At 38.4% G+C, this 25443-nt stretch carries 28 protein-coding genes and 2 pseudogenes; 4 read left to right on the plus strand and 26 right to left on the minus strand.

Going from position 1 to position 25443, the window contains the following annotated elements; genetic code table 11:
- Nucleotides 1-234 precede the first annotated feature (234 nt).
- The 6 genes and pseudogenes from HT718_RS06355 to HT718_RS09610 form a co-directional block, all read right to left on the minus strand.
- Nucleotides 235-1779: a hypothetical protein gene (locus HT718_RS06355; RefSeq protein WP_173267903.1), complete on the minus strand. Its 1545-nt coding sequence runs from the start codon at nt 1777-1779 to the stop codon at nt 235-237.
- Nucleotides 1780-1782: 3 nt separating this feature from the next.
- On the minus strand, nt 1783-2454 hold the full coding sequence (locus HT718_RS06360; protein ID WP_173267904.1) for a hypothetical protein: 672 nt from the start codon (nt 2452-2454) through the stop codon (nt 1783-1785).
- Between the two features lie 196 nt (nt 2455-2650).
- Nucleotides 2651-2923, minus strand: coding sequence for a PspC domain-containing protein (locus tag HT718_RS06365; RefSeq protein ID WP_001085048.1), 273 nt, complete (start codon nt 2921-2923; stop codon nt 2651-2653).
- Between the two features lie 55 nt (nt 2924-2978).
- Complete coding sequence (locus tag HT718_RS06370) at nt 2979-3431, minus strand: SprT family protein (RefSeq protein ID WP_173268022.1); 453 nt, start codon at nt 3429-3431, stop codon at nt 2979-2981.
- Entirely contained in the window at nt 3418-5547 is a 2130-nt protein-coding gene (locus tag HT718_RS06375) for a Tex family protein (RefSeq protein ID WP_173267905.1), read from the minus strand. Before HT718_RS06375 ends, HT718_RS06370 begins: the two co-directional genes overlap by 14 nt.
- 111 nt (nt 5548-5658) lie before the next feature.
- Nucleotides 5659-5787 (minus strand): annotated as a pseudogene (locus tag HT718_RS09610) (acetyl transferase); the annotation flags it as partial.
- A gap of 355 nt (nt 5788-6142) precedes the next feature.
- Between HT718_RS09610 and HT718_RS09740 the strand changes: the two are divergent.
- Genes HT718_RS09740 through HT718_RS06385 form a run of 3 tightly spaced genes read left to right on the plus strand, consistent with a single transcriptional unit; the run spans nt 6143 to nt 7992 of the window.
- A complete protein-coding gene (locus HT718_RS09740; protein WP_000268685.1) occupies nt 6143-6274 on the plus strand; it encodes an SPJ_0845 family protein in 132 nt (43 codons plus the stop codon).
- Entirely contained in the window at nt 6275-7180 is a 906-nt protein-coding gene (locus HT718_RS06380; RefSeq protein WP_173267906.1) for a permease, read from the plus strand.
- Complete coding sequence (locus HT718_RS06385; RefSeq protein ID WP_173267907.1) at nt 7177-7992, plus strand: TIGR03943 family protein; 816 nt, start codon at nt 7177-7179, stop codon at nt 7990-7992. Before HT718_RS06380 ends, HT718_RS06385 begins: the two co-directional genes overlap by 4 nt.
- 101 nt (nt 7993-8093) lie before the next feature.
- On the opposite strand, the gene HT718_RS06390 is transcribed toward HT718_RS06385, so the two are convergent.
- The 20 genes and pseudogenes from HT718_RS06390 to HT718_RS06485 all read right to left on the minus strand — a co-directional run bounded on the left by HT718_RS06390 (nt 8094) and on the right by HT718_RS06485 (nt 25129).
- On the minus strand, nt 8094-8822 hold the full coding sequence (locus HT718_RS06390) for an alpha/beta hydrolase (RefSeq protein WP_173267908.1): 729 nt from the start codon (nt 8820-8822) through the stop codon (nt 8094-8096).
- 3 nt (nt 8823-8825) lie between these two features.
- Nucleotides 8826-9137 carry a hypothetical protein gene (locus HT718_RS06395; RefSeq protein WP_000420556.1) on the minus strand — a complete coding sequence of 104 codons (312 nt, stop codon included), beginning with the start codon at nt 9135-9137 and terminating at the stop codon, nt 8826-8828.
- Between the two features lie 119 nt (nt 9138-9256).
- On the minus strand, nt 9257-10999 hold the full coding sequence (locus tag HT718_RS06400) for a glycoside hydrolase family 13 protein (RefSeq protein ID WP_173267909.1): 1743 nt from the start codon (nt 10997-10999) through the stop codon (nt 9257-9259).
- Between the two features lie 161 nt (nt 11000-11160).
- Nucleotides 11161-12045, minus strand: coding sequence for a diacylglycerol kinase family protein (locus tag HT718_RS06405; protein WP_173267910.1), 885 nt, complete (start codon nt 12043-12045; stop codon nt 11161-11163).
- Nucleotides 12046-12167: 122 nt separating this feature from the next.
- The gene (locus HT718_RS06410; protein WP_173267911.1) at nt 12168-13022 is read right to left on the minus strand and encodes an ADP-ribosylglycohydrolase family protein; all 855 of its coding nucleotides are present in this window, start codon (nt 13020-13022) and stop codon (nt 12168-12170) included.
- Nucleotides 13023-13062: 40 nt separating this feature from the next.
- On the minus strand, nt 13063-13680 hold the full coding sequence (locus HT718_RS06415) for an SAP domain-containing protein (RefSeq protein ID WP_173267912.1): 618 nt from the start codon (nt 13678-13680) through the stop codon (nt 13063-13065).
- A gap of 51 nt (nt 13681-13731) precedes the next feature.
- Nucleotides 13732-13844 (minus strand): annotated as a pseudogene (locus HT718_RS06420) (ADP-ribosylglycohydrolase); the annotation flags it as partial.
- A gap of 11 nt (nt 13845-13855) precedes the next feature.
- Nucleotides 13856-14662 carry an alpha/beta hydrolase gene (locus HT718_RS06425; RefSeq protein ID WP_173267913.1) on the minus strand — a complete coding sequence of 269 codons (807 nt, stop codon included), beginning with the start codon at nt 14660-14662 and terminating at the stop codon, nt 13856-13858.
- Between the two features lie 287 nt (nt 14663-14949).
- Nucleotides 14950-15693, minus strand: a complete 744-nt coding sequence (locus HT718_RS06430) for a CPBP family intramembrane glutamic endopeptidase (RefSeq protein WP_140832762.1) — start codon at nt 15691-15693, stop codon at nt 14950-14952.
- A 32-nt stretch (nt 15694-15725) separates the two neighbouring features.
- A complete protein-coding gene (rlmD, locus tag HT718_RS06435; protein WP_173267914.1) occupies nt 15726-17081 on the minus strand; it encodes a 23S rRNA (uracil(1939)-C(5))-methyltransferase RlmD in 1356 nt (451 codons plus the stop codon).
- A gap of 74 nt (nt 17082-17155) precedes the next feature.
- Complete coding sequence (locus HT718_RS06440; RefSeq protein ID WP_173267915.1) at nt 17156-18130, minus strand: DUF1002 domain-containing protein; 975 nt, start codon at nt 18128-18130, stop codon at nt 17156-17158.
- A gap of 73 nt (nt 18131-18203) precedes the next feature.
- Complete coding sequence (pmp23, locus tag HT718_RS06445; protein ID WP_033680340.1) at nt 18204-18818, minus strand: cell wall hydrolase Pmp23; 615 nt, start codon at nt 18816-18818, stop codon at nt 18204-18206.
- Nucleotides 18818-19792 carry a nucleoid-associated protein gene (locus HT718_RS06450; RefSeq protein ID WP_061759148.1) on the minus strand — a complete coding sequence of 325 codons (975 nt, stop codon included), beginning with the start codon at nt 19790-19792 and terminating at the stop codon, nt 18818-18820. The genes pmp23 and HT718_RS06450 overlap by 1 nt, the downstream gene beginning before the upstream one ends.
- Before the next feature lie 7 nt (nt 19793-19799).
- The gene (glyA, locus tag HT718_RS06455; protein ID WP_173267916.1) at nt 19800-21056 is read right to left on the minus strand and encodes a serine hydroxymethyltransferase; all 1257 of its coding nucleotides are present in this window, start codon (nt 21054-21056) and stop codon (nt 19800-19802) included.
- Nucleotides 21057-21116: 60 nt separating this feature from the next.
- Nucleotides 21117-21548 (minus strand): GNAT family N-acetyltransferase, encoded by a 432-nt coding sequence (locus HT718_RS06460; RefSeq protein WP_173267917.1) that lies wholly within the window; start codon nt 21546-21548, stop codon nt 21117-21119.
- A gap of 1 nt (nt 21549) precedes the next feature.
- A complete protein-coding gene (locus HT718_RS06465) occupies nt 21550-22152 on the minus strand; it encodes an L-threonylcarbamoyladenylate synthase (protein ID WP_173267918.1) in 603 nt (200 codons plus the stop codon).
- Nucleotides 22136-22972 carry a peptide chain release factor N(5)-glutamine methyltransferase gene (prmC, locus tag HT718_RS06470; protein ID WP_173267919.1) on the minus strand — a complete coding sequence of 279 codons (837 nt, stop codon included), beginning with the start codon at nt 22970-22972 and terminating at the stop codon, nt 22136-22138. Before prmC ends, HT718_RS06465 begins: the two co-directional genes overlap by 17 nt.
- A complete protein-coding gene (prfA, locus tag HT718_RS06475; RefSeq protein WP_173267920.1) occupies nt 22972-24051 on the minus strand; it encodes a peptide chain release factor 1 in 1080 nt (359 codons plus the stop codon). Before prfA ends, prmC begins: the two co-directional genes overlap by 1 nt.
- 9 nt (nt 24052-24060) lie before the next feature.
- A complete protein-coding gene (locus HT718_RS06480; protein WP_173267921.1) occupies nt 24061-24540 on the minus strand; it encodes a GNAT family N-acetyltransferase in 480 nt (159 codons plus the stop codon).
- Complete coding sequence (locus tag HT718_RS06485) at nt 24530-25129, minus strand: thymidine kinase (RefSeq protein ID WP_173267922.1); 600 nt, start codon at nt 25127-25129, stop codon at nt 24530-24532. The genes HT718_RS06480 and HT718_RS06485 overlap by 11 nt, the downstream gene beginning before the upstream one ends.
- A gap of 123 nt (nt 25130-25252) precedes the next feature.
- Here HT718_RS06485 and HT718_RS06490 point away from each other — a divergent pair, with 123 nt between their 5' ends.
- A complete protein-coding gene (locus tag HT718_RS06490) occupies nt 25253-25435 on the plus strand; it encodes a 4-oxalocrotonate tautomerase (RefSeq protein ID WP_001117401.1) in 183 nt (60 codons plus the stop codon).
- Nucleotides 25436-25443 lie beyond the last annotated feature (8 nt).

Here is a 25443-nt window from a genome sequence, read left to right on the forward strand (position 1 = left end):
GGGTTCAAGAAATGTTAAAATAGATTAGTCGAATTCATAGACTAACAGTAAAATAACTGTTTCTGCCTCACCAAAACCAGCCTTCATTATCGTCAATGGCTTGGGCTTCTTTGCTTTTCTATTTTAGCATTTAATAGTTATTGACTAATCTAACTCAATAAAAATAATTTCGGATAAAAATAAATTATCTTTTGTAAATATATTCGTATTTATAAAAGACATTCAATCCAAGAATTATAAATATCCTACACAATTAACACCAATTACTCCTCTTCTTAGGAATATAGTATGAAGCTTCTCATATTCAAATTGTTCATATTCAAATTTCTCGTATTCAAACTTCTCATATTCAAACGGTTCGTATTCAAACTTTTCATATTCAAAAACTTCAATTCCTATTTCTTTTAATACTTCTTCTGGCAACTCGTAATTTTGATCTACTAAACCAAATAGAGTAAATCCTGAGTTAACACAAAATGATAATACTGGATTGTATATTGAAGAGTAAATTACAGAACCGGCTATCGATCCTACAAAACTTCCAATCATGTATCCTAAAGGTACAACTTTATTAAGTTTAGAAAGAAAATTAGGTAGCGGAATTTTAATATATGCATTTCCTAATAATCCCATTGAAAACGCACAGGTTGTAATAAACATTTCTTTAATTAACTTGTTCACCATCTCACTTCTATTCATCTCACCAGTAAATACTTTATACGAGCTCTTCATCGAGTTCATCACTAATACTGTCACTACACCTACTACCGATGGATTAACTTTTTTAAGAGTCTTTCCAAGCACACCAGACAGACAACTTGCTGTAATTGCAGCAGATACAGTTCCTCGAACAAACCCCTCTCCTGCTCCTGTAAGTGCCGCAAAACCTATTTTTTTAAATTGTTTTTCATCGACATATCCATTCTTAATTAAATAAGCTATTGCATTCCAGATTTCCGGTACAACTTTCAAAACCATTGATATTGTGGCAGCTGTTAATCCTGCTTTGTATGATTTCTTTAATATATCAGTGTATTTAATAAGCTCTTCAGTTGTTAAGTGTAAATCCTCAGGATTTACTCCACCCTCCTTAGACAAAGTAGCAAGTTCACGTGCTTCCTGTTCCGACAAAGTAATCGATTCATTCCCCTCATTATCTTTAACTTTATCACTCAGTAATTTTAGAGTCTCTTCATAGCGATGAACCTGGTCTGTTCGTTTTGAAGATTCTTCTTGTATTTTTCTTTTCAAAAACATTATTGCTTCTTCTAATTGATCTGAGGGTATTACTCTATACTGACCTGAGTAAACTGGATCGCTTAAAACTGTATCTGCTGAGTATCCTCTCTTCTCCAAATATAAATCTAAACTGTCTTTACCACCTTGAGACTTATATTCACTGAAACGATTAAAAATACTTTTCGATTGCTGGATTGCACTTGCTGTCCCATCCTTATAATATTTTAAACCAAATTTAGCATCAAAGTTTACTCCCGTAATATCAGCAGATCCAAAATCATGGCTGCGATCAACTTGCACCCTGTTTTTTGAAGAATTAATAGCTGCATTAATATTAAAAGTTCCTGCATGCCAAAACTCAGCAACATCGCCTTTTAATGTATCTATAAATGCACTACTTGATTTAAAGTCGTTAAGAGCATTAATTAAATTATTTATCTCTAAATTAACAGTATCTACATATTGTACTGCATCCACAAATCCTGAGAAGTTACCAGTGTGCTTTTGAAAGAATTCGTATCCTTCTCTAAAGCCTTCCATTCATTACCCCTCCAAGAAATCAGATAATCCATCCATATATAATATTAATGTTAAAGCGCGATATTGTTGATCTGTAATTTTTCTCTGATCTTCTGTTGTTGTAATCCATTTAGTAGCTTCCGCAACCGCATTAACTGCATCTGCTGCAATAGCTGGCACAGGTCCCAAGAAAGATAATAATGTATTTCCAACATTCATCATAATATCAGGAATATCACCCATAACACCAACAGCTGCATCTAGTGCTTGTTCATGAAGTGGTTTTTTAAACTCTATTAGTTCAAACTCAGTCTTGTAGTCACTACAGAGATTAATAAATTCATTGTAACTATCTGGGTTATCTATAGTACTTGAAACTAGCATCATACCACGCTTGCCTAACCATCCATATTTCATTCCAAGTTTGTCAAATTTTACAGTCATACTTGGTATTTCATCTTTACTAGCTTGATTTTCTCCAATAAACAAAACATGTTCATTAGACGATATTGTAGACATATTATCTAAATAATGCTTTTCTAACCAAACACTTACTTTAATTGCACCATCTTTAGTTCCTATAATTACGTCTTCTTCATCGTCATTAGCACTTACAAGCTGGCGTAAGTAATTAGCATATCCAACTGTACTCTCGTCACATACAATAATTAACTTTGTTATATTTAGTTCGAACATAAAAAACTCCACATTTTATGAATATTATTTTTCGATTATGATTCCTTTTAGTAACTATCTTTATAGATTCTTGAAAAATTTTTCACTAGAATAGTCAAAATCGTTTTATACGCTTATTATACCATTTAGCCATGGATTCTGACAAGATGAAAAAAAGCCTTGTCTTTTATAAACAAAGCTTATTTCATTATTTCCTTCACCAAAACCAGCCTTCATTATCGTCAATGGCTTGGGCTTCTTTGCGTTTTCGTGGGCCTGTTCCGTACATTTCTGCTTCGATTTCTTCCTTAGTCGGCATAACAGAAGCTAAGATGATATAGATAATCACGCCAAGTCCAAAGTTTGCGACTGTAAAAATGGCAAACAAGAAACGAACAAGGGTAACATCAAAGTTCCACTTGTCTGACAGACCTGCCAGAACTCCTGAAATCATCCGATTTCGTCTCATTTTATAAAATTTACTATTCATGATATTTCCTCTTTCTGCTAGGTTAGACTTAGTATATCACGGATAGGCTCGGCCTTCATCGGTCCTCAGGCTGATTTACTAGTAGCAACTTTCCTCGACAAACTCCACAACGATAGCGTTTGGTATCAATCCTACGCTTGCGCTGATAACTTTGCTGGCAGGATTGGCAACGATAGAGCTTGAGTGGCTTGGAGTTGCTATTGGGCAAGGACGGTACAAAGCGTAATCCATTCACTGCTTTCAACAGTTCCTTAAAATCTCGATCCTTGTGTTGATAGCCCTTCCCTTGAAAATAGAGGTGATAGTGACAGAGTTCATGTCGGACAATTTTCCTAAAAACATCCAAACCCAGTTCTTGATAAACCTTAGGGTTAAAATCTAAATGCCCATCTTTAGGGAAAAATCGCCCACCTGTCGAACGTAGACGAGAATTCCACTGGACATGATGGATAAAAGGTCTGCCGAAGTCTTCTAGTGAAACCTGCTTAACGTAATCAGTCAGTTTCATTTGGAGCGAGGAGCGACAGATTAACTTTTTCACGTTCAGTATCAATTTTCTTAACCCAAACTGTTACCAAATCTCCGACGGACACCACTTGGCTAGGATGTTTGATAAACTTGCGACTCATATGAGAAATATGAATCAATCCATCCTCGTGAATCCCAATATCAACGAAGGCACCGAAGTCAACGACATTACGCACTACTCCTTCTAGCTTTTGCCCAACCACTAAGTCCTTGATATCTAGGACATCTTGGCGAAGCACAGGTGCGTCAAAAGAATCACGGAAATCTCGACCTGGTTTGAGAAGGTCTGCAATGATATCTTTAAGGGTTTCTGGACCAAGGTCTAGCTCTTGCGCTATATCTTTGACTGATAAATACTTGAGTTTGCTTTGAGCCTCTTCATTCAAGTCTTTGATATCCAAGCGTTTGAAAAGCTCCTTAACGGCAGCGTAATTTTCAGGGTGAACTCCTGTATTATCAAGGATATTGCTACTTTCAGGGATACGGAGGAAACCAGCTGCCTGTTCAAAAGCCTTGGCACCCAGACGAGGAACTTTCTTGATTTGAGCGCGTGAAGTGATTTTTCCTTCTTCTTCACGGTATTTGACAATATTTTCAGAGATGGTTTTATTAAGTCCAGCAACATGGGAAAGGAGGGCTGGGCTGGCAGTATTGATATTGACACCGACTTGGTTCACCACGGTATCCACGACAAAATCCAGACTTTCAGACAGTTTCTTCTGACTGACATCATGCTGGTATTGACCGACACCAATTGACTTAGGATCGATTTTGACCAATTCCGCAAGGGGATCTTGCAAGCGACGGGCGATTGAGATAGCAGAGCGCTTTTCAACGGTCAAGTCTGGAAATTCCTGGCGAGCAAGTTCGCTGGCAGAATAGACAGAAGCACCACTTTCATTGACGATAACATAGCTGACTTCTGGAAAATCTTTAAGAACTTCCGCCACAAAGGCTTCACTTTCACGACTGGCCGTCCCATTTCCTATAGCAATAATTTCTACACTGTATTGACCAATCAAATCTGCCAAATCTTTCTTGGCTTCTTCGATTTGACGAGCTGATGCTGGTTTGACAGGATAAATCACCTGAGTTGTCAGCATTTTCCCTGTTGCATCCACGACAGCCAGCTTGGCACCTGTACGAAAGGCAGGGTCAAACCCAAGAACCACGCGCCCTTTCAGAGGAGCAACCAAGAGAAGATTGCGCAAATTGTCAGAAAAGAGTTGAATAGCTCCTTCTTCTGCCTTTTCAGTTAATTCTGTACGAATACGGCGCTCGATAGCAGGCAAGACCTTTTTCTTAACTGACTGTTGGACAACTTCATCAATATAAGCATTTTTTACCTTGAAACGAGTTGCAAAGAAAGCTAGAATACGGTCCGTCGCATGTTCAAAACCGACCTTCAAGACACCAAGTTTCTCCCCACGATTGAGGGCCAAGGTACGATAGCCTTGCATAGTTCCAACTGTCTCTGAAAAATCATAGTAAATCTGAAAAACCTGCTTTTCATCAAGACTTTCATCCTTGACTTGCGAAGTGAATTTAGAGTGTCTTAGCACTTCCTGATAAGTCATGGCGCGCAGTGTCACATCTTCCGATAAGGCTTCGACCAAGATATCAACTGCACCAGCCAAAGCTTCCTTGCCAGTCGCAAATCCTTCACAGACAAACTTCTCAGCTTCTTTCTCTAAGTCAGCTACATTCTGCAAGATTAAGCGAGCAAGTGGGAATAGTCCAGCTTCACGGGCAATGGTTGCCTTTGTCCGACGCTTTTCCTTGTAAGGAAGATAGAGTTCTTCAACGTCTGCTAATTTTTCGGCAGCTAAGATAGCTTCTTCCAACTCCTTGGTCAACTTGCCTTGTTCTTGAATCTTAGCCAAGACAGCTTCCTTGCGATCATTGAGATTTGTCAGACTTTTATCCAAATCAATAATAGCCTTAATTGCCACCTCATCCAAACTACCAGTCATGTCCTTGCGATAACGCGCGATAAAGGGGATTGTCGCCCCTTCAGCGGTCAAACTTAGAACAGTATCAATCTGCTTTAACGTCACTCCCAAATCCTGGGAGATTTTTTCATATTTCTTATCCATGAATCTATTATACCACAAGCTAATATTATTCAAATTATCTCTTACAATTTTAAAACATAAGTTGGGAAATAAATTTGCTCCATTTCAATATTCTATGGTGCAAATAACGTATTATTTATATAGCATTGCCGCCTTTTTTAACCAAGCCATGATATCAAAAGTATTTAATGGATCAGACATAATAGCCAGTTCTGGAAGATGTTCCTGTCCTGGAATAACGCACTGACTTTTTTAATTTTTATCGAAATAAAAAAACCGCAAGCCTGAGCCTGCGGTGGGTGTAATCTATTTTGAAATTTTAAATAGAAAAGGAGCATTTAAGCCCCTCTTTTGAAATAACGGACATTTGGCTGGTCGGTGTACCCAGCATCTCAGATACCTTTTTTCAAGGTGAGGCAGGAACCTTTCTGCCCTCAAATATCTTTCGTTAATGTTATTCTAGCAACATCTACTTTTTTTGTCAAACTTTCTCAATCTACCAGACTTAATCAGGCTTTATCAAGCTCTATTATTCGTTAGATACTCAATTTTAACTTTTCCCTTTTCCTCAAAATAATAGTATAATAGAGGTAGAATTTAGAATCGAGGTACACCTATGGCTGTAAAATTTACAAAACGAGACGACTTGGACAAGATGTTTGAAGAGTTTGCTAAACTCCCTGATTTGAAACAAGTCACTTTCCCTGATGACAAAGAGAAAAAAGCCAAAGCAGAAAAGAAAAACTAGATGACTGCTTTCCAACAACTCCCATCTAGTGTACTTCAGACTGGAGCTATTTTTCTCTCCATTATCATTGAAGCTCTCCCCTTCGTGCTGATAGGAAGTATTGTCTCAGGGCTGATTGAGGTCTATATCACACCTGAAAAAGTTTATCATTTTCTCCCTCGAAATCGTTGGGGGAGAATCTTTTTTGGGACCTTCGTTGGGATTCTTTTCCCTTCTTGTGAATGTGGGATTGTCCCCATCATCAATCGTTTTCTGGAAAAGAAGGTTCCCAGTTACACGGCCGTTCCTTTTCTTGTGACAGCACCTGTTATCAATCCCATTGTACTTTTTGCGACTTATTCTGCCTTTGGAAATTCCTTCCATGTCGCCCTATTACGAGCTCTAGGATCCATTGTTGTGGCTGTTATACTTGGGATTTTTCTAGGATTTTTCTGGCAAGAACCCATTCAAAAAGAAAATCGTCTGGCTTGTCACGAGCATGATTTTTCTCACTTTAGCCCTGCAAAAAAAGTTTTTCAGGTCTTTGTGCAAGCCATTGATGAATTTTTTGATACGGGGCGTTATTTGGTATTCGGCTGTCTCTTTGCCTCTATAATACAGGTCTACGTTCCGACACGCATTTTAACTTCTATCAGTGCGACCCCTCTTTTTGCCATCCTACTCTTGATGGTTCTGGCCTTTCTTCTTTCACTCTGTAGTGAGGCGGATGCCTTTATCGGTGTGTCTCTTCTTTCTAGTTTCGGTTTGGCACCAGTTCTGGCCTTTCTTGTGATTGGCCCAATGCTGGATATTAAAAATATTCTCATGATGAAAAATTACTTGAAAGCACGATTTATCAGTCACTTCATAACGATTGTAACTCTAGTCGTTTTAGTCTATTCTCTCTTGATTGGAGTCATCCTATGATTCGATTTTTAGTTTTAGCTGGCTATTTTGAACTGACTATTTATCTCCATCTGTCGGGCAAATTAAACCAGTACATCAACATGCACTATTCCTATCTGGCCTATATTTCCATGGTGCTTTCTTTTATATTGGCTATTGTTCAATTGTATATCTGGATGAAGCAAGTCAAAACTCACAGTCATCTGAACAACCGATTGGCGAAGGTGACGAGTATTGCTCTTATGGCCATTCCAATTGTCGTCGGCTTAACTTTCCCAACTGTTAGCTTGGATTCTCAGACCGTTTCTGCTAAAGGTTATCATTTCCCCTTATCAGAAGGAACGGATCAAGCCATTCAGACCAGCGAAGGAACGACAAGCCAATATTTGAAACCAGATACCAGTTCTTATTTCTCAAAAACAGCCTATGAAAAGGAAATGCGAACGGCAGCGGATAAATATTTGTCCCAAGATAGCATTCAGATTACGAATGAAAACTATATGGAAGTCATGGAAGCCATCTACGACTATCCAGATGAATTTGAGGGTAAGACAGTTCAGTTTACAGGCTTTGTCTATAATGATCCCAGCCATGCCAATAGTCAATTTCTGTTCCGCTTCGGCATTATTCACTGTATCGCAGATTCTGGTGTGTATGGATTGCTGACCAAGGGAAATACCCGTCAATATGAAAACAATACCTGGATTACAGCTAAAGGAAAACTGGTCAATCACTATCATAAAGAACTCAAACAAAATCTCCCAACCTTGGAAATTGACAGCTTTACCAAAGTCGATAAACCAGAAAATCCCTACGTGTATCGAGTGTTTTGAAAGAAAAAATGAACAAGTTCTCTTCTGAATGACAGAAAAAGAGCCTGTTCGTTTTTTGGTTAAATTTAAGTAAACTTTAATCTTATGTTGATTATAACAGATCAATCAATGATTCGGTATGAATAAGCGAGCCACTCATTAATCAGACTAGCGATTTCTTTAGGTGCTTGAGTATAAAGCTCATGGTCGAAGTTTTCCAAAAAAATAGTATCAAAACAGTCTGGCAATTCTTTTAGGGCTTCCTCTCTCCATCTAGCTTCATTAGGATAGCGAGGACTAATAAACAAGGTATCTCCCACTTCTCTCTTAAAAGCTTGTATTTTCCTCCGTAGGCGGAGGATCGCTTCTATATTTTCATATTTTATAGCTAACTCATATCTATTATACTCCGCATTCCAGTGATAGGACTGTCTTACAGCTTCCTCCATATTTTCTGACCAATGCTTTGCTTCGGATTTCTCTTTAGAGATAATAGGATTTAAGTCCGAAACGACTTGAGATTCGATATAGTTTTTAGCTTCCTCTAACTCTGTATCTAAAGGTAAAATCTTATCTAAATCTAGATAGCCACCATCCAAAAGAATCAGTTTTTTCACTTCATGAAATTCCGATGCGAGATAACGAGCCAAATCTCCTCCCAGAGAATGGCCTATCAGACAGATAGATTCTCCCTCTACTATTTCCTTTTTAAACCATGCTTTCAATTCTGTTTCATCTCGAAGATGCTTTTCATACGGATTTAGAAAACAGACCTGCAAATCTAGCTCTTGAAGAAAATCCTTGCTATGATAAACATTACTTCCCAGACCGCCAATAAAAAATATCTTCATTCTCTACTTAATACTATGCTTATTCATCTTTTGTTCAAAGATAGTCGTGATAATCTGACGCAATTCTTCACGTTCTTTTTCTGGGATTTCACCACTTGTTTGAGCTGCAGCGTAGAGTTCAGGGTGTTCAATTGAAATGCGTTTAATCGTACGTGTTGTAGCATGTTTTCTGACAAAAAACGGAATTCGCTTAATCAAGTCTTGTGGGACGAGTGCAAGAATCTTCTCAGCAGTTTCCTTGTCACTAATCTTAGACGTAGTCAGCCCCTTCTTAATCATTTCCTGTTCTTTTTCTGTAAAATCTTTTAATTCCATTCGATTAGTCCTCCTATTTTCTTTAAGTTAAATTATATACCAATTGTAGCAAGACGACAAATAGTCTGTTTATAAAATACTCTCGATACTACAATTTTCCTGTCGCTCATAATTGCTCTTTAATGAAAAATCACAAATCCTTTTGGAGAGATGACAAGCTGATTCTCCAATTCTTGGCAATTGCTTGCTAGTGAAACTGCTTCTTTTTGTAAATGATAATCTTCTTTTGATTGGTTGAAAATGGCTTTGAGGACTTGGTTATCGTAATTCCATTGCAAGGTTAGTACATCAGCTTTGATTTCTTGGAGATTATACTTGCCATGCTGAATGCTTGCTGACGCATGTTGGCGAATCTTGATTAGCTTCTTGATAAAGTTCAGCATATCATTGTCACTTGATACACGTTCCCAAGGCATACAACGACGACAATCTGGATCCGGTCCTCCGGTCAAGGCTAGCTCTGTTCCGTAATAGATACACGGTGTTCCTTTTTGTAAAAAGAGAAAGGCTAAGGCTGATTTAACCAGTTGAACGTCTTCATTGGCCGTCCACAAGATTCGTTCTGTATCATGCGAATCTAGGAGATTAAACATTACTTCTGAAATCTGCTGTTTGTAATACATAGATTGGCCATTGATTTCATCGATGAACTGCTCTGTCTTCTTAACACCTCGTAAGAAATAATCCTTGATACTATCAGATAAAGGATAATTCATGACCGCATGGAACTCATCTCCATTTAGCCAAGGCTGAGCCGTATGCCAAACTTCTCCAAGGATATAAAGATCAGTTTTTTTAGCTAGAACTGCCTTGCGAAAATCCTTCCAAAACTGATGGTCAATCTCATTAGCCACATCCAAACGCCAAGCATCAATATCAAACTCTTCAATCCAATAAGTCGCAACCTTTAAAAGATAGTCCTTGACCTCTGGATTGACTGTATTTAGCTTAGGCATATAGTCCTCGAAACCAAAAGCATGATAGGGTAATTCTCTCTTATTAGCAAGATTATCAGTCGTCACTGGGAATTGTTGAATATGGAACCAATTTTTATAAGCAGACTGTTCACCATTTTTTACAACATCTTGCCATTGAGGCGATTGCGAACCAATATGATTAAATACAGCATCCAGCATGATTTTCATGCCACGCTGATGAGCTTGCTCTACCAGTTTCCGAAAGCTTTCCTTGTCTCCAAAATGACGGTCAATTTCAAAATAATCCGTCGTATTGTACTTGTGATTGCTCGTCGATTCAAAGATGGGACAAAGATAAAGTCCAGTAATGCCCAAGTCTTGCAAGTAATCCAGATGGTCAATAATGCCTTGTAAGTCCCCACCAAAGAAATCATCACTTTTAGGTGTGATAGAGGAATCCCAGTCTAATGTCCCTTCTGGATTTAATCGAGCATTTCCATTGGCAAATCGCTCAGGAAATATCTGATACCACACCGTATTTGAAACCCAATCAGGAACCTGGCATGCATCAATCTCATGAATATAAGGCAACTTAAATCCATTTCCAATAGCATGAAGATTTTCTAGAGAATTTTCCACGCATCCTTTATCGCCGTACAAAATGCTCTGGCCTTCTGTATCCGTGACTTCAAAGAGATACTGGATACGTGCAAAGTCAACGGATACTTCAACCTGCCAATAATCAAAGATGGCGTCAGAAGTCAGCTTAGCCATTTCCTTTGCATCTTGATAAAACTCCTCCACAAAGATAAAAGGGTCCCCGTAATGCAAGTTGATGCTTTTAATGTCCCCTTTCTTAGTTCGAATCCGAATATGAAGTTTCTTATCCTTATAAAGATAGGCGTACTCCGACTCAGGCCTATGGTAAATAGCACTTAATTCCATTAACTTGTCTCCTAAATTTTAAATTTAACTTAACGCAAACGTTTTCAAAATTAATAAATCCAGTATACTATTTTTGTAAACTATTTGCAAGAATAGTCCATTTTTAAAAGAACTATCTTTTTGAGTATACAAAAAAGCCTCAAAAAGGCTTTATCTATATACTATTCCTCTTTCGGTTTTGAAAATACTTCAATATGTTGGCCCAGTACCTTAATCTCTACAGGTAGGTTATCTGATTTATCGCCGTCAACATCTGACTCTAATTCACTATCAGAGGAGATTTTAATATTCCGCGCTTTGATATATTCGATATTATCATTTGCGACAACATCGCCTTTCAATAAATCAGGAATGACCGATAATTTGGAGAATATTGAAGCATCTTTTAGAATCAAAATATTGGCATAGCCATCTTTATTTTCTTCAAAGATTTTTTTGTCAGCGAAGTAATTTGTCAAGAGAACCAAAACATGGCTTGCTTCACCAATATAATTTCCATTTTCTGTTTCAACCTTAATGTTAAAAACCTGATCCGTCATGACAGATTTCATGGTATTAACAGCATAGGCTAAAATACCGAATTTTGTCTTGTCCTCGATTTCAACATTGTGAATCGCTTCTGGAAGGGAACCGATACTAAAGATATAACCAAAATAGTTATCATTTGCTTTACCAATATCAATCTTATTTGTTAAATCAAAATCCAGTTCATCAATAGCGCCATCGATGTCTTGATTGATTTCCAAAAGTTTTGTAATGAGGTTACCCGTACCCCCAGGGATAATACCCAACTTAGGAACGTAGTCTCTCTCAGCAATACCCGAAATAACTTCATTGACAGTTCCATCTCCACCAAACACAACCACTGCATCGTACTGCTCACGAGAAGCCTCTTCAGCAAAATGTGTTGCATCCAGCGCCTTTTCGGTAATTTTGGTTTCCACGTGCTCAAAGTATTCTTTTGCTTTATTTTCCAGCTTATCTTTGTAATCCAAAGCCTTCTCACCACCAGAGGTAGGGTTGATAATTACCATTGCTTTTTTCATTGGTTTTCTCCTCAAAATTCGTTAAAAATGTTTACATTTCATCGTGTGTAAGTAAATGCACTCCCATTATATAATGAAAGTACAGAAAAGAGAAATATGAAGTACTATAGATTTAAACTCTTTTATTTTATATCAACCTTATTATCCCATCGTCTGAGTACATCCTTTAAGGATTCATCCAAGTAAGAATAGGCCTTATCCTTAATCCAATCAGGAATGCCGTAAGCTGCCTCTGCTATGCTGCCAGTAATTGCAGCCAGAGTATCACTGTCGCCACCAAGTGAGATGGCATTTCTTATCGCATCTTCGAAGTCTGTACTCTCAAGAAAGGCGATAATGGCTTGAGGGACAGTTTCCTGACATGTTTCATTAAAACGGTATGTAGGGCGAATCTCATCTAAAGTTTGAGATAAATTGTAGCTGTATTCCTTCTCTATATAATCCTTAATCCGTCTTTTACACTCTGTATGATTGTCATTAATTGGTTGCTCGTATTCTCTACAATAACCACCAAAGTAATAACGACACAGAAAGATAGCATCAGCTGTAGCCATAGCACCTTTAATACCTTCTGGATGATTATGGGTTACCTCTGCAGAAAGGCTCGCAAGTTCTCTAGATGATGGCCACGTACCAGTTCTCTCATAGACATCACAGTCCATGACCCAAGCACATGGAGAAACACGCATAGCTGATCCATTCCCAAAGCTATTATAAGGCTCACGGTTATCGCTGTTTAGCCATGCATTAAACCGAGCACCGTAATCAGCATTCGGATACAGTCTGCCATATTTCTTCATCGCGTCAATGAAGTCGTCTTTTTGTCCTCCATTCATAATCGCTTCTGCAACAGCACAGGTCATAACCGTGTCATCTGTAAAAAAGCAGTCCTTCCGAAATAAAGGAAAGTCCTTCGTTTTGATATTGTTCCATTCGTAAACAGAACCGACAATATCTCCAATAATTGCTCCTAGCATAAGATTCCTCCTTGTGAACTATTGGCTTAGACTGATTTTTCTATTTCCCATACTCGTTTATTTTATCAGCATATTCAGTCAAAAGATTCTTTGAATAAATTTTTTCAGCCTTTGAATTTCTAACTTCTTTCCAAAGAATAGAAGCTACTTTTAGTTTGTTCGAGTAGGTGCGACTATTTTCGTCTGCACAGAAATCCTTTAAAAACTGATTCCATTGACAAACCGAATGATTATATTTAGCATAATCTGAATTTCCATAATAGACTTTTAGCATATCTTGGATTGTAAAACTCAAATCATTTTCTCTTTTTACTTTTCTCCAAGCTGTAGCCATATCAGCAGTAAATTTAAATGGCGAAACACCAGTTAAAGTTGAGAAATATTCTCTAAAGTTAGTGTTAAAAGAGAATCCACATTCAAACAAGGGTGTATCTAAGCTAATAGCTTCTACTTGTTTCTTTTTCCTTTTTATTGATGACTTTTTAATCAACTTCCCCTTAAAGTACTGCTCAATAATATCATTTAGTTCCTGCTTTGTCCCTCTATATTCAAGTCCTAATGACTTGCATATCTGTGAAAGTTCATCACGATACCAATAGTATTTATTAAACTCATCAAAGGATGCGATTTTATCAAACTCAGGTCTGCTTTCTATCAATATAACACCTCCTTAAAACCAATTTAGGTTGTCATCTCAAAATAGCGGACTTACCGTATCATCCGTGAAAAACAATCCTCAAGAAATAAAGGAAAATCCTTCGTTTTGATATTGTTCCATTCGTAAACAGAGTTTACAATGTCTCCAATTATTGCTCCTAGCATCCGTTTCCTCCTTATGGCATATCAGATTCGTTAAACATTTCTAATGAATCACTCTTTAAAAATGGCACCACCAAATAAATCCACTCATAAGGTAGGTAAGCTGATAAATAGCCGTGGTTATAGCCCTTTGCTTCATACAAAATTGTATTTGAATGTAGCTGATGAAATAATTTCGCTGATTCTTTCACACAGTTCAATTCTTTTTCACCATAGATATACAGAACCTGAGCCTTGCTAGCAGAAATCATATCTTTCAACCTGTAATGTCCCATATAGGTTTTGTAAATGGTCACCAATGTTTTGACAGGCGTCCTTGGCAGATCCTCCAAATAATAAGCTTTTATTTCCTCTGGATAAGCCAGTTTAGGATAGAGTTTATTCATCATGCTTAACTGAAGTTTGCAAGAGAATTTATTGAACATCAATTTACCAAATAGAGACACTAGAAAGATGCTGATTTTAGCTAACCTTGGTTGAGGAATACAGAGGCTTCCGTCTATAATGGCCTTCTCAGCAATTTCACTATCTAAAGATAAAAGCTCCATGGCAATTTGACCACCAAGTGAAACACCACCGATTGCAAACAATTTCCCACCACAGTTTGCTTTGATATAGTCTAGAATCTCCAAAGCCGAATCTTCAGTAGAAACATAATCAAGTTGATATTCCTCGCCGTGGCCATTCAAAGTGGGTAGAATAATACGGTATTTTTCTGACAAGATACGTGCTTGACGAAGATAATTCCACCAAGAACTGCCGCCACCGTGTATTAGTAAGATAGGAGGTAAATTCTTATCCCCAAATTCATGGAATTTCATGTTTAAACTCCTTACTGTAGGATTTTCACTAGCTACATCCTTGTTTAATCAGTTTGAATAAGCAGTGATACCGCCTCAACGTGTGTTAATATTCTTCTTTTATATTAATAAACAAAAGGCAATGAAAAATCATTTTAAAATGATACTGTGGAACGGAAAGATTTTCGCCAGTTCCAAAAGAAACGACATTCATCATTCCACTTGAAATTACAACAGAAAATTCTTTAAAATCGATTATCTAGATAGACCGATTATTACCTTCAATAATGGATATGCTGATCTAAATTTTAAAATGTTGTTTCCTTACTAATCCTATTACTCGCCAATATAGTATAAATAAAATAACCAATAAAAATGATAATAAAAATAACATTAATTTTTAACACAAAATAGAGATTTAACAAATTTGCAAACGCATGAAATAATATACAGTATCCCACAGATTTCGTTTGACGGTAAAGAAGCCCTAAAACAAAACTTAAAAATAATGTATATATAAAAAATAAAATAAAAGGAAATCCTTGATGACTTTCTCCAACTATAAACCATAAAGGCAGATGCCACATTCCCCAAATTGATCCTACCATCAAATTAGATTGCCAATAAGTATATTTTTTATCAAGTAATAGCTGTAATATTCCTCTCCATCCTAATTCTTCATGTCCACCACCAAAAAAAATTAGTTGTATAAAGAATAAAGGCATCAGATAAATTGATACTCCATTTAATTCTAAGGAAGATACAGAAAATAGTATCAAAATTGCTAACAAATGAATAATGAAATAAATACTACTGTTTTTTCTTTTATTAAATACAAAATGTTTAAATTTTATATTATTCCTTTTCAAATAAAAGCCACTTGCAATAGCTGGACCAAGTGCACCTACTATATGTAACATTCTCCCTATAAATGTTTCTAATCCCAAAATATGAGATTGAGTAAATATGGCAAGAAGCACCCAAGCTATATAAGTAATTCCAAATGTACAATAAAGATAATTTTTTAAATTTTTTTTGTCAATTTCTGTCATTTTATCTTCCTTATTGATTCATTCCAAGGTTTCTAGGATTTTACTAGCAAAGTAACACATTCTACGTGGTGCGTCTGCGGAAAAAGATCCACCGGCTGGACTTTCTTCAATTCATATCCCAATTCTTGGTAAAGTTTGATATCACGCGCCATGGTTGCGACATTACATGAGATATAGGCGATGCGGTCTGCTCCTGTTTGACTGCTTGCCTTGATAAAGCTTTCTGTGAGTCCTTTTCTTGGTGGGTCCACTAGGATAAGACTTGGTTGAATCCCATCCTTGAGCCAATTTTTCATAGCATTTTCAGCTGTGTCACAGACATAGTGGGCGTTTGAAATATTGTTCAGTTGAGCATTCTTCTTGCTATTCTCAACCGCTTCTGAAATCACTTCAACACCGTAGACTTCTTTGACATGCTTTGCAACGGATAATCCAATCGTTCCTATACCGGAATAGGCATCAATGACCACATTATCTTCTTTTAACTCCGCAAAGTCAATGGCTGTTTGATAAAGTTTTTCAGCCATTTCAGTATTGACTTGGTAAAAAGCGGGACCAGCGATTTGGTAGTCATTTCCCAACATTTGGTCGGTAATATAGTCTTGACCATAAAGAGTTTTCCACTCCTTGCCAAAAATCGCATTGGTGTTCTGGTCGTTGATATTTTGCATAACAGACACAATCTCTGGGAACTGCTTAATCAGTTGTTCAATCAATTGGTCCACACGAAAAACTTTGGGACGAGTTGTTACCAAAATGACCATGATTTGTCCAGAATAGTGTCCACGACGCACCACAAGATTTCGAATCAAGCCAGATTGTTCCTTTTCATCATAAGGTTTCAGGTCATAACGACGGAGCAAGTCACGTAGGGCTACAACTACCTCATCAATCACAGGATCTTGGATAAAGAAATCTTCTAGAGGCATGAGGTCATGCGAATTCTTACGGAAAAATCCTATTTCCAAGACACCATTCACACGACGAACAGGCACCTGCGCCTTGTTGCGGTACTTGACTGGATTTTCCATACCTAAAGTTTCAGGAACCTCTATATCATCAATTCCAGCAATCTTATATAGACTGTCCTTAACTTGCTTGGTTTTAAATTTGAGCTGTTCTGGATAGGCAAGATGACCCAAATCCGCGATTCCTGAACGCAGGTAAGCCAAATCTAGATCTTGATTACGGTGTGGTGATTGGACAAGGTATTCTTCAACCTTCCCAAAGCCAATCTTTTTATTGACTTTGAGGACACGCATGAGTATTTTTTCGCTTGGTAAAGCATTCTCAACAAAAAATACCAAACCATCCACCTTGGCAACTCCTGCTCCTTCATGGGTCAAGTCAACAATTTCAACTTCTACAATATCATTTTTCTTTAACATTCTCTTCTCTTTCTATTGGCCGACAAAAAAAGACGGCAACGTTACGGTTACCATCTATTATACCATGAAATTTCTTAAGAACCAAAACTCTTGAAGAAGTTGACAATGGCCTGCCAAAGGGAGCTTAAGAAGTTCCCACCGTCCTCTAGTGCCTTATCAGCATCAAAGTTAAGGTTAATATTTTTAAAACTGCCGCCAGCTTGTGAAACAATACTTTGTTTAAGGTCATTTAGGGTTTTAGTGAAGTCTGCATTGCTGAGGATATCACTCTTTGAGAGATTCAAAGCAAAATTGATGATCATATTGATCTGGTTTCCTGTTATCACCTGATCAAGTTTGTAATTTTTCAAGGTATCCTCAACGATTTTACGGACATCTTCCTCCGTCAGATTTCCCTTGCCTTCTTTAGCTTTGGCAAGTCCTGACTTGATATCGGCTAGTGCAACGTTTAATTTATTAGCATCATAACCAGTTTTGTCCTTGTTTTCAGCATTGATATCTGACAAAGCCTTCAACTCTTCTTGAGCCAAGTCTTTATTGGCTTGTGGCACCTTGGCTCCATTAGCTTCTAGTGAATAATAAATTCCTGCTAAGGCACTCTCACCTGTAACGGGAATAGGTGCTGCTACAGTGATTTTGGCGTGTTCCACACCCAAAGTTACGGCTGCATTTCGGTACATATCCTGAGTCACCTTAGTGATGTTTTCTGGTGTTTCAATCTTGACCTCAAGTGGCGACTTGTCACCTAGTTTTTGAATCTTGGCTGATGAATACAACTGTAAACTAGAGTCATTGGCCACATTCATGATTTTAGAATAGACATCAGGTGTCATAGTCTTGAGTTCTTTGGTATCTGTTGAGGCATTGTAGCCCAGTTTTTTAAGGGTTTGATTTTTTTGGTCTTCAGATAGGGATGAACCTAGGACATATTCAGGTTGGACATAGGTTTCATCGATGACTTTTTGAACATCTGTTGCTGCATGGACGCTATTCATAGCTGTTACTGCCCACAAGACCGCAGCACTAGTCAGAAAGAGTTTCTTTCTCATAGGGAATTTCCTCCTTTACCTTTCTAGAGTAATATATCTATCTTAAAGAAAACTTATAACAAAAACACCTGACCTAGCCAGATGTCGAAAAGAGAGTGAAAGTTTTGATGATGTAAAGGTTGAGTTGAACCTGTCTAGAATAATAATAGTTTCCTCCATTTACATAGAGTTCAGCACCGTGAAAAATGGAAATGGGATGAATATAACTATAAGTCTTTCCAGTGGTATTACCAAGCAAGGGAGCAACAGTATCACGAGAGTACTGTTTGGCCAGAGCCAAGGTATTTTCCTTGCCATTTTGGGCGATAAAATCGATATAGGCAGGTCCAAAATTATAGGCTTGAACAGCTGTCCAGACATCTACACCCTTCTTCTGGGCCAGATAAAGATTTTCTGTCAGAGTTTGAACACCTTGCCGAATGCTAGAAGCATTATCATTGATAGTGTTGGTAGAGCCACTTGCAGACTCACTAGACTGCATAACATCGCCTTCTTTTCCTTTTGTTTCAGTATAAATCATAGCGAGCACAAGCTCTTCGTTTGCTGGGGTGTCTTTTTCACTCAAGATTTCTCTCACCATGGGTTGATAGGTCATGACTTGTTTGACATCTTGGTGAACGCGGTAAGCTTTATAGCCAGCAAAAAGGAAGACTGCTAGTACAAGCACTCTTCGAATTCGTTTAAACATTATTTACTTTGAATATCCTCGATATTTTTGATTAAGATAGAGTAGGTTCCATTGTCGTTTTGGATAAACTCAACAGACTCGGCGTCTTGATAGACGTTATTGGGAACGATGAGCTCAATTCCATTTGACAAGGAGAGTTTTTGGTTTTCAAATTTTTTAAGCTGACGACTGGCATCAATTTCATCAAATTGAACAGGTTCTGGTACAGATTCTTTAACTTGGTCAATAAAGCTCAAACGAGCCGTCAGATTGTTGTCAAAAAGGTCATTGGCCAATTTTTCAGGTGACAACTCATTGCTTTCTTCTAGGTTGTTGAAAATCGCTGATTTGACCTTAGATTGAAATTGAAAATCATCTGTGTTAAAGGTTTCAGCAATGCGCTGTGCCGTCTTTTCTAGTTCTTTGATAGATTTCTTGGGTGAAATTTTAGGGGTGACAGCAAGAAGATTATCTGAAAAATAGTTCAAAAAAGTCCCGTTGTACTTGATTCGTTTTTCAATCAGATGGTACTTGCGACTCTGAAGATTGACCACCAAGGCTTCGTCGGCACCTGTTCCAAATCCAGGAAGGTTATTCTGAGTCAACTTGATTGGATTATCAACTTCTCCTCCGAGGTGGGTCAAGGTCTCTCGCAGGGCAATTCGTAAGAAAGCGAAATGTTCCACGCCTTCTTTAGAAAATTGCACAAAAATCAAGTCATTGGTCTTTAGATTTTCGGAAATGCTGAACTCCTCTTTCCAGAGATTAGCCAGTGTTACTGATGTCTCCAACAAATCGTCTGTGATATGATTGAAGAAGGGATTTTCTTCCTCGAAAATCCCAGTCTTAGCTTCATCTGAATACACACGTTCAATTTTTTTACGCAAGTATTCTTCGATTTTTGGAGTGATATTGAGAAACTTATCCGCTAGAAACAGCTCGGTATCATCCGGGCTAAACTGATGGATAATAGCTTTCTTAATATAAATGTCCATAAAAGTTTTAGTCCTCGTATAATGGGAAGGCATCTGTCAATTCTTTGACCGCGCTTTTCACTTCTTCTAAAACAGCTTCATTTTCTGCATTTTTAAGGGTTTTAATGATCAGTTCAGCCACTTTGCGACTTTCTTCTTCACCAAATCCACGTGCAGTAATGGCTGCTGCTCCGATACGAATCCCACTTGTCTTGAATGGTGACAAGCTTTCGTAAGGGATTGAGTTTTTATTTAGGGTAATATTGACTTCATCCAGCAAGTTTTGAGCAACTTTTCCGTTTTCTACAACCTTAGTCACATCAACAAGGAAGAGATGGTTTTCAGTCCCGCCAGAAATAATACGGAAATCAGGGTCTTGCAAGAAGACATCTGCCATAGCCTTGCTGTTCTTGATAACATTGGCAGCATATTCCTTGAAAGCTGGATCCAAAACTTCTTTGAAGGAAACAGCCTTCGCAGCCACAACATGTTCCAAAGGACCTCCCTGAATACCAGGGAAAATAGCTGAATTGATTTTCTTAGCAAGTTCTTCGTCATTGGTCAAAATCAAACCACCACGTGGTCCACGAAGGGTTTTATGAGTCGTTGTTGTAGTGATATGGGCATATGGTACTGGGCTTGGGTGAAGACCAGCCGCAACCAAACCAGCGATATGGGCCATATCCACCATGAGCTTAGCACCAACAGCATCAGCAATTTCACGGAATTTTGAAAAGTCGATAATTTGAGAATAGGCTGAAGCACCTGCTACAATCAGTTTTGGTTTTACTTCTTGGGCTTGTTTCAAAATAGCATCAAAGTCCAAGAGTTCGGTCTCAGGATCCACACTATAAGAAACAAAGTTGTAGGTTTGACCAGAGAAGCTGACAGGAGCTCCGTGAGTCAAGTGTCCACCAGCTGCTAAATCCATTCCCATAACCGTATCACCTGGCTCAATCAAGGCCATGTATGCCGCACAGTTAGCTTGGCTTCCTGAGTGAGGTTGGACATTGGCAAATTTAGCACCGAAAATTTCTTTTGCGCGTTCAATGGCTAGAGTTTCTACCATATCTACCACATCTGTACCACCATAATAACGGCGTCCTGGGTAGCCTTCGGCGTATTTATTCGTCAAGATAGACCCTTGAGCTGCCATAACTGCCTTGGAAACCACGTTTTCCGAAGCAATCAACTCAATGTTGTTTTGTTGGCGTTCTTCTTCTTTGGAAATAGCATTCCAGAGATCAGCATCATATGCTTTAAAATCATCTTTGTCAAAAATCATAGGTCTTCTCCTTTATAGTGTGACTGGTCCCTTAATTTAATTTTACAGTAAGAAAGTAAACTAAAAGATGCGAATAAACCGTTTCTGAACTTTATCACAAGTATAACCAACTTTTTCATAAAATGCATGAGCACCCAGACGATGATTGGCAGAGTTTAAGCGGATAAATCCATAACCACGTCTTTTTGCTTCTTGCTCCAACCCTTGTAATAAGCTTTTACCAATACCTTGACCTTGCGCTTGAGGTGAAACTGCTAAGGCTAAAATATTAAATCCTGCTTTGGAATAAAGGGATTCATAGACCTCAGCGTGGACATATCCAAGCAAGGCATAACTAGCTTCATCCTCATAGCCAAGAAGGAAATGATGGGAATCCTGAGATAGTCTAGCTAATTGACTAGCCGTGTCCTCTGGACTAAAAGAATAGCCTAAGGCTTCTTGGTTAATTTCACAAATGGCTTTCACATCAGTTTCTCTTAAATCTCTTAGCATCTCATGCCTCCTCAAAAGAAATCTCTGGCAACCGAGCAAGAATATCTTCTCGTTTAATCGCCCCTTGGCGTAAGATTTTCACCTTGTCTCCAGACAAGTCCAAAATAGTTGAATCCTGTCCAGTTAGAAAAGCATCGTCTTCTAGCCCCAAAACCTCTTGGTCAAAATCCTCTAGAATTTGAGCAAAGGTCACTCCACTTGCATGACCTGAGATATTAGCAGACGGCCCAATCAAGGGACCTGTCTCTCGAATCAAATCAAGGGTAATGGGATGACTAGGCATCCGAAATCCAACAGTTGCAAGACCAGAATTGACCCAATAGGGAACTCTGTCATTTGCTTCAAGAATAAGGGTCAAGGGACCTGGCAAAAAGGTCTCTACAAGTTTTTGCAGATAAGATGGCTGATTCTTAGAAAAGTTCAAGATGTCCTCTAGAGAGGCGATATTAAGATTTAGTGCCTTATCTCTAGGACGACGTTTGAGCTGGTATACATGATCAACTGCTTTTTCGTCTAGAGCCTTGGCAAAGAGACCGTAAACTGTCTCTGTAGGAAGAACAACAGCTCCGCCCTTTTCCAACTCTTTTCTAATCCTGTCCATCATCAACCACAACCATCCTATCTTGATCAAATTGGTCCTTAAGTGTTCGTACTCGTTTTTCAGGAAGATTTTTCCTAAAAAGATCAGGAACACTTTGACCTTGCTTGTATCCAATTTCAAGGTAAATCTTACCACCATCCTTAAGATGGTACTTTGCATCTTCCGCAATTTTACGGTAAATAGCTAGGCCATCTTCGTCTGCAAAGAGAGCTAGATGAGGCTCCGAATGCAAAACATTCAAGCCGACCTCTGACTCATCTTCACGAGAGATATAGGGTGGATTGGAAACAATTATATCATATTTTTCAGAAATTTCTGTAAAACAGTCAGATTTTTTTAAAAATATTTGAAGATTTTGATTTTTAGCATTTTCGTTAGCTAAATCTAAAGCATCTTGGGAAATATCCGCTGCTGTCACTGACCAATCTGGTCTGTTTTTTGCTAGAGCGAGAGCAATAGCTCCACTACCTGTTCCAATATCCAGAACTGAAAGATTCGTCTCAGGATTCTCAGCCAAGATAAGCTCAGCCAGCTCCTCAGTCTCTGGACGAGGAATCAAAACACGCTCATCCACTTTTAGCTGCATTCCATAAAAATCTGCATGACCAATGATATACTGGGCTGGTTTATGAGCTGCTAACTGTTGGAAAATTCCTTTTACAAATTGTTTTTCTTCCTTGTTTACCTCTTGCTGGAGGGCAAAGACAAAATCTGTAAAGGATAAATTTTTAAGGCTTCGATAGACAAAAGAGAGGCTTTCTGCTTCCTCTCCTTGTCTTATCAACTCTTCTTCAAAATCTGAAAATAATTGAGCTAATTTCATTATTTGTTTAATTCTTCTAATTTTTGTGTTTGGTCATAGAGCACCAAGGCATCCACAACTTCGTCCAATTTACCGGACAAAATGGTATCTAGTTTTTGGAGGGTCAAGCCGATACGGTGGTCTGTGACACGGTTTTGTGGGAAGTTATAAGTACGAATTCGTTCTGAACGGTCACCAGTACCGATTGTTGACTTACGTTCAGCGTCTTGTTCATCTTGGGCAATCTGGGCAAAGTGGTCAGCAACACGCGCACGAATGATTTTCATGGCTTTCTCACGGTTTTTCTGCTGGGTACGTTCTTCCTGCATCTCAACCTTGATATTGGTTGGTAAGTGAACGATACGAACGGCAGTTGCAACCTTATTGACGTTCTGTCCACCAGCACCAGATGCGTGGTAAATATCAACACGAAGGTCTTTTGGATCGATATCATACTCTACTTCTTCCACTTCAGGCATGACAAGAACTGTCGCAGTTGATGTGTGTACACGACCTTGGCTTTCTGTCACAGGAACACGTTGCACTCGGTGGGCACCTGATTCGTACTTAAGCTTAGAATATACAGATTGACCCGAAACCATAGCAACCACTTCTTTGAAACCGCCGACACCGTTCATAGAAGCCTCCATGACTTCAAAGCGCCAGCCTTGGGCTTCCGCATACTTTTGATACATAGTTAGAAGGTCTCCAGCGAAAAGTGCCGCTTCATCTCCACCAGCTGCTCCACGGATTTCAAGGATGATATTCTTATCATCGTTTGGATCCTTTGGAAGGAGCAAGATTTTTAGTTTTTCTTCGTATTCTTCTTTTTCAGCCTTGGCATCTTTCAATTCTTGCTTGGCCATTTCCTCCAAGTCCGCATCTCCGCCCGATTCCTTAATCATCTCTTCGGCATCAACGATGTTTTGAAGGACTTGTTTGTACTCACGGTAGGCTGTTACTGTGTCACGAGTTGAAGCCTCTTCTTTTGAAAGTTCCATGAAACGCTTGGTGTCTGAAACGACATCAGGGTCACTCAGCAATTCTCCTAATTCTTCATAACGGTCTTCTACAGCTTGTAGTTGATCAAAGATGTTCATTTTTTCTCCTTATTTCTCAATTGTTAGATTATAGATTGCTACTACTTCGTTCTCGGATATTTCCCCAGTTTCTTTGAATCCATAACTGAGGTAACAAGATCCTGCATGTTCATTTTCTGGCTCATAAGACAACCAAAGTTTATTGCCTAAACCTGCTGGCGCTGTCCGAACATAGTCTAGCACTTTATCCATAATTGGTTTAAAATATCCTTGATTTTGAAAATTCTTATCAATCATAAAACGAAATAGTAAATAATTTCCACTACTAATTCCGATCTTTTTATCATAAGCTAACATCACAAATCCTATGATTGCATCATTATCATAAACTGCCAATGGAGCTACAAAATCTCCATTTTTAGTGTAGACATATGCTTCAGCTAAACTAATTGCGTTGTTTGCAATGAATTGTTTTTGATATTCCTTGACATCCAAATTCAAAACATCAAAATAATTTTCCATTGTAACATCTCGTAGTTCAATTGTCATAGTTTTGCTCCTTGTTAGAGGTTATCATTGGCGCAAAATAATGTTTACGGCAAACCGAGATATAGGTTTCATTGCCACCGATCTGAATCTGTTCACCATCATAAACGGGCAGTCCATCCTGAGTTCGTAATACCATGGTCGCCTTTTTCTTGCAATACTGACAAATAGTCTTGATTTCGTCGATCTTGTCTGCTAAAAGCAAGAGATATTTGGAACCTTCGAACAGTTCATTACGAAAGTCATTTTTCAAGCCAAAAGCCATGACAGGTATGTCTAACTCATCAACAACACGAGCTAGATCGTAAACATGGTGACGCTTGAGAAACTGGGCTTCATCGACCAAAACACAGTAAGGCTTTTCTGGTAAGTCTCGGATATAGCCAAAGATATCCGTCGTATCCTCAATCGCAAGGGCAGGGCGTTTCATGCCAATTCGACTCGACACATAGCCAACACCGTCACGCGTATCCAGAGCCGAGGTCATAATGACAACACCTTTTCCTTGCTCCTCATAGTTATAGGCCACTTTGAGAATCTCAATGGTCTTACCAGAGTTCATGGTCCCATAACGATAATACAACTGTGCCATGTTTCTTGCTTCACGTCCATTTCTAAATTTTTGCTACATTCTAGTATATCATAATTTTCTTAAGCTTTAAACGGCAAAATGTGGTAAAATAGAAGAAATCAAAAACTAGTGGAGGAAGCTATTATGCCATTTGTACGCATCGATTTATTTGAAGGACGCACGCTCGAGCAAAAGAAAGCTCTTGCTAAGGAAGTAACGGAAGCGGTTGTCCGCAACACTGGAGCCCCTCAATCTGCTGTTCATGTCATCATCAACGACATGCCAGAAGGAACTTATTTCCCACAAGGGGAAATGCGCACCAAATAAGCTAGCTT

This window comes from Streptococcus sp. 714, from assembly GCF_013277115.1.
GTDB lineage: Bacteria > Bacillota > Bacilli > Lactobacillales > Streptococcaceae > Streptococcus.

Excerpts from the sequence above, each read along its gene's own strand:
- HT718_RS06355 (WP_173267903.1), bottom strand. The coding sequence starts at position 1,779 with ATGGAAGGCTTTAGAGAAGGATACGAATTCTTTCAAAAGCACACTGGT.
- HT718_RS06360 (WP_173267904.1), bottom strand. The coding sequence starts at position 2,454 with ATGTTCGAACTAAATATAACAAAGTTAATTATTGTATGTGACGAGAGT.
- HT718_RS06365 (WP_001085048.1), bottom strand. The coding sequence starts at position 2,923 with ATGAATAGTAAATTTTATAAAATGAGACGAAATCGGATGATTTCAGGA.
- HT718_RS06370 (WP_173268022.1), bottom strand. The coding sequence starts at position 3,431 with ATGAAACTGACTGATTACGTTAAGCAGGTTTCACTAGAAGACTTCGGC.
- HT718_RS06375 (WP_173267905.1), bottom strand. The coding sequence starts at position 5,547 with ATGGATAAGAAATATGAAAAAATCTCCCAGGATTTGGGAGTGACGTTA.
- HT718_RS09740 (WP_000268685.1), top strand. The coding sequence starts at position 6,143 with ATGGCTGTAAAATTTACAAAACGAGACGACTTGGACAAGATGTTTGAA.
- HT718_RS06380 (WP_173267906.1), top strand. The coding sequence starts at position 6,275 with ATGACTGCTTTCCAACAACTCCCATCTAGTGTACTTCAGACTGGAGCT.
- HT718_RS06385 (WP_173267907.1), top strand. The coding sequence starts at position 7,177 with ATGATTCGATTTTTAGTTTTAGCTGGCTATTTTGAACTGACTATTTAT.
- HT718_RS06390 (WP_173267908.1), bottom strand. The coding sequence starts at position 8,822 with ATGAAGATATTTTTTATTGGCGGTCTGGGAAGTAATGTTTATCATAGC.
- HT718_RS06395 (WP_000420556.1), bottom strand. The coding sequence starts at position 9,137 with ATGGAATTAAAAGATTTTACAGAAAAAGAACAGGAAATGATTAAGAAG.
- HT718_RS06400 (WP_173267909.1), bottom strand. The coding sequence starts at position 10,999 with ATGGAATTAAGTGCTATTTACCATAGGCCTGAGTCGGAGTACGCCTAT.
- HT718_RS06405 (WP_173267910.1), bottom strand. The coding sequence starts at position 12,045 with ATGAAAAAAGCAATGGTAATTATCAACCCTACCTCTGGTGGTGAGAAG.
- HT718_RS06410 (WP_173267911.1), bottom strand. The coding sequence starts at position 13,022 with ATGCTAGGAGCAATTATTGGAGATATTGTCGGTTCTGTTTACGAATGG.
- HT718_RS06425 (WP_173267913.1), bottom strand. The coding sequence starts at position 14,662 with ATGAAATTCCATGAATTTGGGGATAAGAATTTACCTCCTATCTTACTA.
- HT718_RS06430 (WP_140832762.1), bottom strand. The coding sequence starts at position 15,693 with ATGACAGAAATTGACAAAAAAAATTTAAAAAATTATCTTTATTGTACA.
- rlmD (WP_173267914.1), bottom strand. The coding sequence starts at position 17,081 with ATGTTAAAGAAAAATGATATTGTAGAAGTTGAAATTGTTGACTTGACC.
- HT718_RS06440 (WP_173267915.1), bottom strand. The coding sequence starts at position 18,130 with ATGAGAAAGAAACTCTTTCTGACTAGTGCTGCGGTCTTGTGGGCAGTA.
- pmp23 (WP_033680340.1), bottom strand. The coding sequence starts at position 18,818 with ATGTTTAAACGAATTCGAAGAGTGCTTGTACTAGCAGTCTTCCTTTTT.
- HT718_RS06450 (WP_061759148.1), bottom strand. The coding sequence starts at position 19,792 with ATGGACATTTATATTAAGAAAGCTATTATCCATCAGTTTAGCCCGGAT.
- glyA (WP_173267916.1), bottom strand. The coding sequence starts at position 21,056 with ATGATTTTTGACAAAGATGATTTTAAAGCATATGATGCTGATCTCTGG.
- HT718_RS06460 (WP_173267917.1), bottom strand. The coding sequence starts at position 21,548 with ATGCTAAGAGATTTAAGAGAAACTGATGTGAAAGCCATTTGTGAAATT.
- HT718_RS06465 (WP_173267918.1), bottom strand. The coding sequence starts at position 22,152 with ATGATGGACAGGATTAGAAAAGAGTTGGAAAAGGGCGGAGCTGTTGTT.
- prmC (WP_173267919.1), bottom strand. The coding sequence starts at position 22,972 with ATGAAATTAGCTCAATTATTTTCAGATTTTGAAGAAGAGTTGATAAGA.
- prfA (WP_173267920.1), bottom strand. The coding sequence starts at position 24,051 with ATGAACATCTTTGATCAACTACAAGCTGTAGAAGACCGTTATGAAGAA.
- HT718_RS06480 (WP_173267921.1), bottom strand. The coding sequence starts at position 24,540 with ATGACAATTGAACTACGAGATGTTACAATGGAAAATTATTTTGATGTT.
- HT718_RS06485 (WP_173267922.1), bottom strand. The coding sequence starts at position 25,129 with ATGGCACAGTTGTATTATCGTTATGGGACCATGAACTCTGGTAAGACC.
- HT718_RS06490 (WP_001117401.1), top strand. The coding sequence starts at position 25,253 with ATGCCATTTGTACGCATCGATTTATTTGAAGGACGCACGCTCGAGCAA.